A 13,285-nucleotide genomic window follows, 5' to 3' on the forward strand; every position below is an offset into this window, starting at 1 on the left:
TTATGAATCCAAACGGGAGAGAAGATCCGAAAGATAATGATTTGTTTTTTACCTGTAGCCTGATCGATTATATTGCCAGGCAGACTCATAATAAGAGATCAGATATCGTAGATGCATTAGGAAAAGAACGATTGAAGAAAATATATGATTTGGCAGACGTATACCATAGTGATAATATAGACCGGGTATGTCAGGATTTTATAGAGGAAGCGAATATCTCAGAAGGCCAGTTCGATAATGTGGGAGAGTGTACGTATTCAATTCCAACGTATTGGGATATTGGCAAAGTGTATAAAAGGTTAATAAAACAGGTGGCTAAGGAAAAGAAGATAGATATAATTGACGCAATGATAAAAGTTTACCACTCGATAGTGAGTGAAAAGATTGACGATTATAACAGCAGTTTTTACTATGAGAATCCGTCCTATATTTTCGAATGTTTTATGGAGAATAAAATTATTTAGAAAGTAATTATATGCAATTGCCAGAAGTTTGATATACTCCTAGTAAAAAAGGAGAAGATACGATGGAAGAAAAACTGGTCAGTATTTTAAACGAAATGGCAGAGTATCTCAGCATCGCCCAGATGAAAAAGCTACAGGAGGTATTGTTAAAAAATCTTGTAGAAAATGAGATTCAAAAAGAGAATATTACAAATGAAGAATATCTGAAAATCTTCCTGGAGGCGAAAAAGATTGAAGGCTGTTCCGAGCGTACACTAAAATATTATCAGACTACTATAGAACATTTGCTTTTACATACAGCAACACCAATACGAAGAATTACGACGGAAGAGTTGCGAAAATATCTTGTAGATTACCAAAAAATAAATCATTGCGGTAATGTTACGATTGATAATATTCGAAGAAATATATCCAGCTTTTTTTCATGGCTTGAGGAAGAGGATTTTATATTAAAAAGTCCCATGAGAAGAATCCATAAGATAAAGACAAAAACCGTCGTAAAGGAAATAATCTCTGATGAAAATATTGAAAAAATAAGAGACGGCTGCAAGGTTTTAAGAGACCGCGCTATGATCGACCTTCTTTATTCTACAGGTATTCGAGTAGGGGAATTGGTGAGCTTAAATATCGATAATGTAGATTTCGAACAACGGGAGTGCGTTGTGTTTGGGAAAGGGGATAAGGAAAGGCGAGTTTACTTTGATGCAAAAGCTAAAATACACTTAAAGGAATATATAGAAAGCCGTATGGATAATAATCCGGCGCTGTTTGTTACATTAGATGCGCCGCATGATCGCCTTAAGATCAGTGGGGTGGAAATTCGGCTAAGAGAACTTGGACGATCACTGAACTTGAATAAGATACATCCCCATAAATTTCGCAGAACGATGGCAACGAGGGCAATTGATAAAGGGATGCCAATTGAACAGGTACAGAAGATATTAGGACATTCTCAGATAGATACAACCATGCAGTATGCCATTGTGAATCAAAATAATGTGAAGACATCTCATCAAAAATATATTGCATAGGGAATATGCAGATTGATATTTGTGGGGATGAATAAATAATGGAATATGTTTTTCTAAAGGATGTCTGCTCGATTAATATGGGGCAGTCACCAAATTCAAGTACTTATAACGATGTTGGTGAGGGAATGCCTTTTTTTCAAGGAAATGCTGATTTTGGAGAGAAATATCCTGTGGCAAGAAAATGGTGTTCTAAACCGTTAAAGGTGGCTCAAAAAGAAGATATTCTTATTTCTGTCAGGGCACCAATTGGTGCGATGAATTATGCAGGAGAAGATTGTTGTATAGGACGTGGTCTAGCGGCATTAACACCCTGCAAAGAAAAGGTTCTACCAGAATACATATTTTGGCTACTAAAGGCAAAAAATGGAGAACTAAATAATAAGGGTACAGGCAGTACTTTCAAGGCGATAGGACGAAAAGAGCTAGAAGAAGTGCTGGTCCCTCATATTTGTATTGATGACCAGCGCAAATGTACAACAATTTTTGAAAAAATATGCGTTGTGAACCGGACAAAAAAATATCAACTTCAAAGATTAGACGACTTAATCAAAGCCCGATTTGTCGACATGTTTGGGGATTTTAAAGAGAATCCAGGGAAGTGGCCAGTTCGGAAATTTACTGAATTTGCTGAAATCGATGGAAATATGACTACCGATTATGAAAAATACGCAGACTACGTTCATATTGGTATTGATAGTATCGAGAAATGTACAGGAGAATTAAAGGGGTATCGGACAGTGCGAGAAGATGGTGTGATTAGCGGAAAGTATATTTTTACACCTCAACACATTATATACAGTAAAATTCGTCCTAATTTAAACAAAGTAGCGTTGCCATCTTTTGATGGGCTGTGTTCGGCAGATGCGTATCCCATACTACCTAATGCGAAAAATTGCAATCGTGTATTTCTTGCGGTTACCATGCGTTCTAACTACTTTTTGGATTACATTTTACAATTTAGTTCTCGTACAAATTTGCCGAAGGTTAATAGAAAAGAGATTGAGGGGTTTCGAATGCCCTTACCGCCATTAGCACTTCAAAACCAGTTTGCAGATTTCGTCGCCCGAGTCGACAAATCGAAACTTATGAATTTTTATACACAGTATAATTATATGGTGAAATAATACAAAGTAAGAGGTGATAGAAAATGACCAACTTTGATTTTTTAAAAAAAGAGCCGCAGTTTGACACATTTTCTAATGTGGCAGTTTCGGCGGAAAAAATTTTAAATATTGACGTTGAAGCCAGTGTCATTAACTGTCGCCGGGCTATGGAATTTGCGATCAAATGGATGTATTCCGTGGATAAATCGCTGGAAAGACCGTATCAGGACAAGCTGGTCAGCCTTATGAATACAGAAGACTTCCGAGATATCGTGGGGATTGATATCTGGCGGCGTTTGGATTTTATACGGAAAGTTGGAAACAGCGCGGCACATAATGGTAAGAAAATTTCTATGGATAAGGCGAAACTATGCCTGGAGAATCTCTATATCTTTCTGGACTTTGTCGCGTATTGCTATGGGGAACATTATGTGCCAGGGGAATTTCATAAGGAATATCTGGAGCAGCCGCAGAAGGCCTCTTTCATGACAATACCGCAGATATCGGAGATTGATCTGCAAGCTTTGATTAATGAGAATAAATCTTTGAAAGCAGAATTGACTGCAAGGCGGGAAGAACAACAGCAGACTTATGTAACAAAACCTTTAGATTTGACAGAATACGAAACCAGAAAAATCTATATAGATACTATGCTTACGGATGCGGGATGGATAGAAGGGGAGAATTGGATCAATGAAGTAGAGATTTCTGGTATGCCGAATAAGTCGGAAGTTGGGAAAGTGGACTATGTACTATATGACGATTCTCTGAAGCCGCTTGCGATCGTGGAGGCAAAACGAATCTGTGAAGATCCGGCAAAAGGACGCCAGCAGGCTAAATTATATGCGGATCTAATGGAACAGAAGTATGGGCGCAGACCAGTAATCTTCCTTACCAATGGATTTGAAACCAGGATTGATGACGGAAAATATCCAGAGAGAAAGACGGCTGCCATTTATTCAAAGAGGGATTTGGAAAAATGGTTTAATCTTCAGGCTATGCGAACAAGCCTGGAGCATATTTCTGTGAATAAAAATATTGCCGGAAGATACTATCAGGAAGGGGCTGTTAAGGCAGTATGCGACAGCTTTGGAAAGAAGAATCGGAGAAAAGCACTGTTGGTCATGGCCACGGGTTCTGGGAAAACCAGGACAGTTATTGCCCTCTGTGAAGTTTTGCTGCATTGCGGCTGGGTGAAAAATATTCTGTTTTTGGCAGATCGTAATTCCCTTGTGACACAGGCAAAGAGAAGTTTTGTGAATTTGCTGCCGGATTTATCTGTGACAAATCTTTGCGAAGAAAAGGATAATTATCAGGCCCACTGCGTATTTTCCACCTATCAAACGATGATCAACTGCATTGATTCTGTAGCAGATACGGAAGGGAAGCTATTTACCTGTGGACATTTTGATCTCGTGATCTGCGATGAGGCCCACCGGTCTATTTATAACAAATACAAGGATATTTTTACATATTTTGACGCACCCTTGGTTGGTCTTACAGCAACGCCTAAAGATGAAATTGATAAAAATACTTACAACGTGTTTGAATTGGAAAATGGAGTGCCTACCTATGGATATGATCTGGCGCAGGCCGTCAAAGACGGGTACCTGGTAGATTTTCTTTCCGTAGAGACAACTCTGAAGTTCGTGGAACAGGGGATCGTTTATGATGAGCTTTCAGAGGAAGATAAGGCGGAATATGAAGAAACCTTCCAGAATGAGGAAGGTGAACTTCCAGAGAAAATCAGTTCATCGGCGTTGAATTCTTGGATTTTTAACGAAGATACGATAAAGAAGGCTTTAAATACACTGATGGAGCAGGGGCTTAGGATTAATTATGGGGAGATGTTGGGAAAGACCATTATTTTTGCAAAAAATCACGATCATGCGGAAAAAATATTGGAGGTGTTTGGCAAAGAGTACCCGAATCTTCCCGGATATGCCAAGGTTATTGATAATTACATGACCTATGCCCAGAGTGCGATCGATGAGTTTTCAGATCCCCAAAAACTGCCCCAGATTGCGATTTCCGTAGACATGCTGGATACCGGAATTGATGTGCCGGAGGTTCTAAACCTGGTATTTTTTAAGAAAGTCATGAGTAAAGCGAAATTTTGGCAGATGATCGGAAGAGGAACCAGGCTTTGTCCGGGACTGCTGGATGGAGAGGATAAAACCAAGTTTTATATTTTTGATTTTTGTGGGAATTTTGAATTCTTTCGAATGAATAAAGGAAAAGCGACTGCAAACCAACTGGCTCTTCAGGGAGCGATTTTTAATTTGGAATTTCAGATGGCCTTTAAACTTCAGGACCTTCAATATCAAACGGACCGGCTGATTGCTTATCGCAATGCGCTGGTAGAAAAGTTGAGCGGTAAGGTAAGGCGCCTGAACCGAAAGAATTTTGCGGTGCGACAGCATTTGAAGTATGTAGAGTTGTATGCCAAAGAGGAAAACTACCAAACTTTGAATTATGAGGACACTTTACTTGTTCAGGAGGAACTGGCGCCCTTGATCCAGCCGGATGGGGACGAGGCAAGTGCGGTTCGTTTTGATGCGTTGCTCTATGGTTTGGAACTTGCTTATCTTGCGGGGAAAAAGTATGGGAAAGCAAGAAACGATCTATATAGGAAGGTAAAAGCGATTGCGAGTGTGGCAAACATTCCAGAGATTATGGTGCAGGGGGAGTTGATTGAGAAGATCCTTCATACAGATTATTTGGACAATGCAGGGATCGATGAGTTTGAGCATATACGAAAGAACCTGCGCGGTTTGATGAAATATATTCCGAAAACCGAGCATCGTTATGATACAAATTTTGAAGATGATATTCTGTCTATGGAATGGAAAGAATCAGAGTTGGATAATGACGAGTTAAAAAACTATAAAGCGAAAGCGGAATATTATGTAAGACAACATCAAGACCATATCGTTATCGCAAAATTGAAAAAGAATAAGCCTTTATCACAAAGCGATGTCGAAGCGCTGGAGGAGATTTTGTGGAGTGAATTAGGGACAAAAGAAGAGTACGAAGCAGAATATGGACAGAAGCCGCTGGGAGAATTTGTGCGCGAGATTGTGGGGTTAGATATGAATGCGGCAAAAGAAGCCTTTTCCGAATACTTGGAGAAGACGAATCTTGACAGCAGACAGATTTATTTCGTAAATCAAATTGTAGAGTATATTGTTCATAATGGAATCATGAAAGACTTATCTGTTCTGCAGGGGGCGCCCTTTACAGATCATGGAAGTATTGCGGAAATATTTACGGATATAAGTGTGTGGAACGGGATCCGAAAGGTGATCGATAGAATTAATGCGAATGCGGCGGCTTGACTAAATATTTAATAGCAAAGGATAAAGGATAATGAGAACAGAAGCGAACTTAGACCAATGGAAAGAATTATATCAGGCGGCAACAGAAATCAAAGAGCAGAAACCGTGGGAATTTCTCTGGGATCTGGATTTGATAGGGATACGAAATGGGGCAGAAGCGGATACGGTGTTCTTTAGTATCCTGGGTCGAGGCGGTGAGTGTTATGGGATTTCTGTCTATGAAGGATATGAAGGCCTGAATGATTTTCTGATGCTCTCGATGCAGGAGGCGCTGAATCTGACTCCTGAATATGCCATGTCACAGCAGAAGAATCTGACCTGCTATTGGGGAAATCGAGAGGAGCTGACAGAAAAGCAGAGAAAAGTCATTAAAGATCTGGGTTATAAATATCGCGGCAGGAACCAGTGGTTATACTTTCTGTCCTTCAAACCTGGATATAGACCCTGGCAGATGGATCGGGAAGAAGTGATTCGGATGACAGAACACCTGCGGGACCTGAAACTTGCCTTGGAATACTATAAACAAGCAGACGTTTCCGTTGACTTCGAGAATGGGAATATGTTCTGCTTTGAGTTTGGAGAAGGAAAGAAAACCTGGAATTTTGGAGAAAAACCGCTTCCTTTTACCATGTTTCGGTTTAAAAAATTGATCCTGACAGATGAAATTCTCTTGGAAGATCTGGCAGAGGCGGAAAAATGTGATGCAGTATTGGAAGCGGATGTGTGGGGAACAGGGGTCACTATTAAAGATAAAAAATATGAACGTCCTGCCAATCCACTGCTTTGTGTGATCGCAGAGGCAGAAAGCGGAATGATCATTACCTGCGAACTGCAGGAGCCGGATGATGATGCGGGGGTATCGATTGCGGATGAAATAATCGCGTTCATCTTTGAATATGGCGCGCCGAAAGAAATCCGTGTGTCTAATGTGATTTTAGAGGCAGGGCTGGAACACATTTGCGATGTGTGCGGGATTAAACTTCGAAGAGTGAAAAGGCTGAGAGCATTGGAAGAATTTCAAAAGGAAATGCAAAGGCAGATATTTTAGCAGAGAGGAAAAAACTATGTCGGAGATTAAATTATTTTCCGTCCGGGATGAAGTCCGTCAATTGAATTCATCAACGGCGGTTTTAGAGAAGGAATTACAAAATCTCATCGAACAAAACATGGAGATATTTTTTGGCGTCCGCTTTTTAAAAAGCGAATATGCAATTACGAATGGTCGGATGGACAGTATTGGTATTGACGAGAATAATTGCCCGGTCATTTTTGAGTATAAACGCAGCAGTAATGAAAATGTAATAAATCAGGGGCTGTTCTATCTGGATTGGCTTCTGGATCATAAGGCGGATTTCAAATTACTGGTGATTGAAAAGCTGGGAATGGAAGCCGCGGAACAGATTGACTGGTCTATCCCCTGTGTGATTTGTGTGGCGAATGATTTTACCAAGTATGATCTGCATGCAGTCAATCAGATGCAGAGAAATATCAAGCTGGTAAAATATCAAAAATATGACGGAGATTTGATGCTGTTTGAGCATTTAAACGCTCCGGTAGTAAAGAGTATTACAGAAACGGCGGATAGAGCAGAAAAGAAAAATTGTAATGAAAAAACACATTTGGAGAAACTGGAAACAGCGCAGGAATCGATTTGCGCTATCTATGAATCTATCTGCGATTATATAGAATCTCTGGGAGATGATATTGTACCGAATCAAGTAAAGTTATATTTGGCGTACAAAAAAGTGAAAAATTTTGTCTGTATTGAGATATACAGCAAGGAAATTCATTTGTTTTTAAAGCTAAACCCAGATACGGTAGGATTAGAACGAGGATTTACCAGGGATATGCGAAATATTGGTCATTATGGAACCGGAGATTTACAGATAACGATCAAATGCGCGGAAGATTTTGAAAAGGCGAAACCACTGATCGACCGGGCATACCGGGAGGCATAAACCCAGAGCAGACGTGATTGAAAAATATTCACCCCTCTCTTGACATCACAAAAAACGAGTGTTATATTACAAATAGAACAGGTGGTGATAATATGACACGGAAAAGAGATTATTACGATGTCCTGGGAGTCGGCAGGGATGCGGATCCGGGAGCAATTAAGAAAGCATATAGAAAATTAGCGAAGAAATACCATCCAGACACAAACGCGGGTGACAGTGAAGCGGAGAAAAAGTTTAAAGAAGTCACAGAAGCTTACAATGTGCTGAGTGATAAAGAAAAGAAAAAACTATATGATCAGTTCGGCCATGCGGCCTTTGATGGAAGTCAGGGACAGTGGAACGGTCAGGGACGATGGAGCGGTCAGAGCGGATATGCGGGCAGCCGCGGAAATGGCGGTTATCGGGAGTATCATTTTGAAGGCGGCAATATGGACGATCTGTTTAAAGATATTTTTGGCGATGCCTTTCATGATTCCCAATTCGATGGTTTTGGCGGCCAGGGATTCCATAGAGGATCTTTCTCCGGAGGCTTTGGAGGGAGAAGCTATCAGCAGAGGGGAGCAGATCTTCATGCGGATATCTCGGTCAGCTTTGATGAAGCCGCATTTGGGTGCGAGAAAGTAATCCATCTGGAAAACAGCGCTGATGGGAGTGTTCAGTCTTTACAGGTCAAGATCCCGGCAGGGATTGAGAGCGGCAAGACCGTCCGTTTGAGAGGGAAAGGTCAGCCAGGCGCGGGAGGCGGCCAGGCAGGAGATCTGCTGTTGAAAGTGACGGTGGGAGAGCGGCCCGGATTTCAGAGAAAGGGCATGGATCTGTATACTACGGTGCGGGTTCCATTTGCTACGGCGGCCCTTGGCGGGGAAGCCACAGTACAGACCATCTATGGAAACGTGCTGTGCAAGATCAAAGAAGGGACTCAGTCGGGAAGCAAGATCCGGCTGCGGGGAAAAGGAATCGTTTCCATGAAGGATCCGTCCGTACATGGGGATCAATATGTGACGGTGGAGGTTCAGGTACCCAGGAACCTGTCTCCAGAAGCAAGGCAGAAGCTCCAGGAATTTGAACAGCTCTGCGGAAGAGGAGGAAACTCCAGGGGAACTGCCAGCGCGGCATAAAGAATAGAGAAAACCGCTTCGGTATCAGGCATACCGAAGCGGTTTTCTTTGTTTTAGTCCGAATCTCTGTTTGTGTCAAGAGATACCATTGTATACTTAGGAGAGAAAATCTGCCACTTACCAGTCAATCCCTGCCACTTGGGTGAAAAGCGTTTACTTTTCGGTCAAGTTGTGGTTAGATAAGTCCAGGGAGAAGGAACGATGAAGATACGAGTAGAGATCCAGGATAATTTAACAGAAGAAGAGGTAGTCATCCGAGCCGGAAGTTTTAGCGAGACTGTTCAGCGAATCCAGAAGGCAGTAGCCGCTATAGAGGCAGGGGAGAAGAAACTGGCGCTTTTTAAAGGGGATACTGAGTATTATCTGGGGTTGGACGAGATTCTTTTCTTTGAAACAGAAGAAGGGAGTGTGTATGCTCACACCAGGAAAGAGACCTATCAGACCGGGAAGCGCCTTTATGAACTGGAAGAATCTCTTCCGGGATATTTTATGCGAGTGTCCAAATCCGCGATTTTGAATCTGCGGAAAATCTACGCAGTGACCAAAACACTGCCTTCATCCTGTATGGTAGAGTTCCAAGGTTCCCACAAACAAGTGTATGTGTCTAGATATTACTATAAGCCTTTAAGAGAAAGACTGGGAGAAAAGAGGTAGAGATCATGAAAAAAGAACGGATATTTTGGGGAGTATTTTTTATTTTAGCGGCAGTGTTTTTGATTGTGAGCGGACTAGGTATTTTTGAGGGAATCCATTTCTGGGATTTGATCCTGACTGTATTTTTCGCGGCATGGCTGATCAAGAGCATTGGACATAAAAGTATCACAGGAGTCTTGTTTTCCATTGCGTTTTTGTGTATCATCTATGCAGAACCTCTTGGGATCGAGGCGCTGGTGCCATGGCCGATCCTTGGCGCGGCGCTTTTGGGAAGTATAGGCTGCGGGATGTTGTTTCGGCCGGGGAAAAAGGATATGAGAGACTGGGATGGCCATCAGCCGGACAGCGGTTTCCATGATGGAAATGGGACCTGGACAACAGAGTCGGCAGAAGGACAATGGATGGAATTTATCACTTCTTTTTCCAGCAGTATCAAATATGTAAATTCCGATGATTTCCTTGGAGCAGATGTGAAATGCTCTTTTGGGGGAATAAAAATTTACCTTGATAATGCGCTGATCCAGAGAGGGAAGGCGGATATCAGACTGGATGCGGCATTTAGCAGCGTGAGTTTGTATGTGCCGAAGCACTGGAATGTGGTGAACAGAGTTGAGACAGTGTTCGCCGGAGTGAAAGAGAAAAACCAGGGCGGAAGTCCCGGCGGTCCAGTACTGAATCTAGAAGGGAAAGTGTGTTTCAGCATGGTGACAGTCGTCTATATTTAGGCGAAAGTCCGCGGGAGAATAGAACACAAAGGAGGAATTATGGCAGCGTTGTTTTTTGACATCGATGGAACTTTGATCAGTGAGCTTGACGGAAAGATTCCTGAGAGCGCGAAGGAAGCGATGCGAAGCGCCAGGGCAAATGGACATAAGCTATTTATCAATACAGGACGGACCTTTTGCAGTCTGCCTCCGGCCATCAAAGCCTTTGGTTTTGATGGCTTCTTGTGCGGCTGCGGGACTTATCTTGTTTATGAGGATCAGGTACTGTTGGAACATCCGATCCCCTTTGAGCGGGGAAAAGAGTTGATCGACGCTATGGAAAGCTGCAGCGTGGAAGGGTTTCTGGAAGGGACAGAAGATATTTATTTTTCCAGCCGGATTTATCGGTTTGAGCAGTTGGAAAGTTCCAGAAGATATATGGCGGGTTTGGGCCTTGGCAGGGAGAGCTGGATTGAAAAAAAAGATTTTCAGTACGATAAGATATTGGCATATATGGATGAGAAAAGTGAAAAGGAACGCTTTTTCCAAATGATCAGTGAAGATATGGAACCGATAGACAGAGGCGGGGGAATGTATGAATGTATTCAGAAAAAATTTTCTAAAGCCACAGCGATCCAGTTTATGAAGGATTATCTGGGACTGGATGAAGAATGCATCTATGTGGTGGGAGACAGTTCCAATGATCTGTCCATGTTTCGGTATGCCGCTCATGGGATTGCGATGGGGAAACACGATGCTGTCCTGGATCCTTATGTGGAGTATGTGACAGATACGGTGGAGAATGACGGAATTAAAAAAGCATTGGAATATTATCAGATGATTTTTTGACAGACAAGGTGTGATGATTTATGTGGAAGGAAATACCCTATTTTACCATAGAGGGGGCTTTTGGCGGGAATCAAGACTGGTTTACGAATATTGTGATGAATATGGGAGGCTGCGCCGCGGCGACGGCCTGCGACTGCTGCATATATTTTGCTAAATATCGAGATTTAGATCAGTTGTATCCTTTCGACAAGGATAATCTGTCGATTCGGGATTACCGGGAATTCAGCCAGATCATGAAGCCTTACATCCGCCCCAGAGTAGGAGGCGTGAAGAATCCGCAGTGGTTTATTGACGGATTTCAAAGGTATATCCGAGATGTCAATGACAGAAAAGGCTGTCAGATCCATGTGGATATGAGTGTGTTTGACGGAAGGAAGAGCGCCGCCGAAGCCAGAACCTTTATCATGGAACAGATCGATCAGGGGATGCCAGTCCCCTGTCTTCTTTTGCGGCATCAGGATGTGAAGCAGTTCAAGGATTATACTTGGCACTGGTTCCTGCTGGTAGGCTATGAGGACTTGGAAGAGGATCTTAAGATCAAGACGGCGACTTATGGGGAGGCGGAAATATTCTCTTTAAATGAAATGTGGGATACAGGATATGAGGAAAAAGGCGGACTGATCCGGCTTAAGTACTAAGTGGGGCCGGGGGATTTTTAAAAATCCCCCGGCCCAAATTGAAAATCCCCTGTCCCTTTTTGAATTCGCTATTTATGGGGAAGCCATATAAACGTATTTATGTTATCTTAACCATGGAGGTGGGCATATGGATCAGGGAAAAGTGGGGGAGTTTATTGCGCAGCTGCGAAAAGAAAAAGGACTTACACAGGCACAGCTTGGAGAACGGCTGGGAGTGACTAATAAGACAGTTTCACGCTGGGAAACCGGAGTTTCCCAAACAAAAGGATATTAAGAAACAACCTGTGTTTACCTGCTTGCAGAATACTGATGTATAAGAGAATGGCACTTGAAATATAGTGTCTTTTTCTATATCTAATAAATTTTCATTAGATAACTGAAAAAGAATGACTGTTCGTTTCTAGCGTGATATAATTTTTGTAAAAGAGAACGATAAATTAGAATTGTAAAGGAGATTTTATGAGAATAACTTCATTAGTTGAAAATACGACTAAGTCAGAACTTAAAACAAAACACGGACTTTCCTTATATATTGAAACGAAATCACATAAAATTCTATTTGATTTAGGTTCAGATAGCACATTATTTGAAAATGCTATGAAAAGAAATATAGATATTTCAAAAGTGGATACTGTTATTATTTCTCATGGGCATTTTGACCATGGAGGAGCATTGAAAAAATTTTTAGATATTAATTCTGTGGCAAATATCTATGTGCAAAAGGAAGCCTTTGAACCACATTACAGTAAAACCTTATTTCTTAAAATACCAGTTGGAATTGATAGTAAGCTTAAATCTAATAGGCAAATCAAACTATTGAATGGTAATTATAAAATTGATGAAGAATTATCGCTATTTACAGTAAGTAAAACAAATAAATTTTATTCTCCTGCCAATAATGCTCTTTATGATAAAAAGGGCAAAGATACTTTTGTACACGAACAAAACTTGATTATTTCAGAAAATAAAGTAGTAGTTATTATGGGGTGTGGGCATTCTGGTGTTGTAAATATCATGGAAGAAGCAGAGAAGTATCAACCACATTTTTGTATTGGTGGTTTTCATTTGTTCAACCCACTTACAAAGAAAACAGTATCAAAAGAATTGTTAAACAGTATTGCAATGGAATTACAAAAGTATAAAGATATTGAATTTTATACTTGTCATTGCACTGGTGAAAAGGCATATCATTATCTATCTCAACAAATGGATAATATGAATTATATGTCTTGCGGTGATGTTATTGAAATCTAAATATATATTTAATTTTATAAAAGATTATTCGATTTTTTAGAAATGTAATTACAACTCCCAGTTTGTGTGGAAGATACGCTCAAAATCTCGCAAACCGACGGAGTGATCCGTCCACGGTGGCGGTCGTAAGACATAGCGCCACGCCAGCAAAGCTGGCGAGGGGCTGGTTCACTT

General features: G+C 41.3%; 13 protein-coding genes. All 13 read left to right on the plus strand.

The window, feature by feature from the left end:
* Positions 1 to 2: 2 nt before the first annotated feature.
* Positions 3 to 464: a hypothetical protein gene (locus FND36_03995; GenBank protein ID QDW73268.1), complete on the plus strand. Its 462-nt coding sequence runs from the start codon at positions 3 to 5 to the stop codon at positions 462 to 464.
* A gap of 62 nt (positions 465 to 526) precedes the next feature.
* Positions 527 to 1,495, plus strand: a complete 969-nt coding sequence (locus FND36_04000) for a tyrosine-type recombinase/integrase (GenBank protein QDW73269.1) — start codon at positions 527 to 529, stop codon at positions 1,493 to 1,495.
* Between the two features lie 38 nt (positions 1,496 to 1,533).
* A complete protein-coding gene (locus FND36_04005) occupies positions 1,534 to 2,619 on the plus strand; it encodes a restriction endonuclease subunit S (GenBank protein QDW73270.1) in 1,086 nt (361 codons plus the stop codon).
* A 23-nt stretch (positions 2,620 to 2,642) separates the two neighbouring features.
* Positions 2,643 to 5,936: a DUF4145 domain-containing protein gene (locus FND36_04010; protein QDW73271.1), complete on the plus strand. Its 3,294-nt coding sequence runs from the start codon at positions 2,643 to 2,645 to the stop codon at positions 5,934 to 5,936.
* Between the two features lie 31 nt (positions 5,937 to 5,967).
* The gene (locus FND36_04015; protein ID QDW73272.1) at positions 5,968 to 6,984 is read left to right on the plus strand and encodes a hypothetical protein; all 1,017 of its coding nucleotides are present in this window, start codon (positions 5,968 to 5,970) and stop codon (positions 6,982 to 6,984) included.
* Positions 6,985 to 7,000: 16 nt separating this feature from the next.
* Positions 7,001 to 7,894: a DUF91 domain-containing protein gene (locus FND36_04020; GenBank protein ID QDW73273.1), complete on the plus strand. Its 894-nt coding sequence runs from the start codon at positions 7,001 to 7,003 to the stop codon at positions 7,892 to 7,894.
* A gap of 92 nt (positions 7,895 to 7,986) precedes the next feature.
* A complete protein-coding gene (locus FND36_04025; protein QDW73274.1) occupies positions 7,987 to 9,012 on the plus strand; it encodes a J domain-containing protein in 1,026 nt (341 codons plus the stop codon).
* Between the two features lie 201 nt (positions 9,013 to 9,213).
* Positions 9,214 to 9,666, plus strand: a complete 453-nt coding sequence (locus FND36_04030) for a LytTR family transcriptional regulator (GenBank protein ID QDW73275.1) — start codon at positions 9,214 to 9,216, stop codon at positions 9,664 to 9,666.
* Between the two features lie 5 nt (positions 9,667 to 9,671).
* Positions 9,672 to 10,391: a hypothetical protein gene (locus tag FND36_04035; GenBank protein ID QDW73276.1), complete on the plus strand. Its 720-nt coding sequence runs from the start codon at positions 9,672 to 9,674 to the stop codon at positions 10,389 to 10,391.
* A 39-nt stretch (positions 10,392 to 10,430) separates the two neighbouring features.
* Positions 10,431 to 11,219: an HAD family phosphatase gene (locus tag FND36_04040; GenBank protein QDW73277.1), complete on the plus strand. Its 789-nt coding sequence runs from the start codon at positions 10,431 to 10,433 to the stop codon at positions 11,217 to 11,219.
* Positions 11,220 to 11,239: 20 nt separating this feature from the next.
* Positions 11,240 to 11,857 carry a hypothetical protein gene (locus FND36_04045; protein ID QDW73278.1) on the plus strand — a complete coding sequence of 206 codons (618 nt, stop codon included), beginning with the start codon at positions 11,240 to 11,242 and terminating at the stop codon, positions 11,855 to 11,857.
* Between the two features lie 127 nt (positions 11,858 to 11,984).
* Positions 11,985 to 12,131 (plus strand): helix-turn-helix transcriptional regulator, encoded by a 147-nt coding sequence (locus tag FND36_04050; GenBank protein ID QDW73279.1) that lies wholly within the window; start codon positions 11,985 to 11,987, stop codon positions 12,129 to 12,131.
* A gap of 185 nt (positions 12,132 to 12,316) precedes the next feature.
* The gene (locus tag FND36_04055; protein QDW73280.1) at positions 12,317 to 13,111 is read left to right on the plus strand and encodes an MBL fold metallo-hydrolase; all 795 of its coding nucleotides are present in this window, start codon (positions 12,317 to 12,319) and stop codon (positions 13,109 to 13,111) included.
* Positions 13,112 to 13,285: the final 174 nt, after the last annotated feature.

Source organism: Lachnospiraceae bacterium KGMB03038, from assembly GCA_007361935.1.
GTDB lineage: Bacteria > Bacillota > Clostridia > Lachnospirales > Lachnospiraceae > Massilistercora.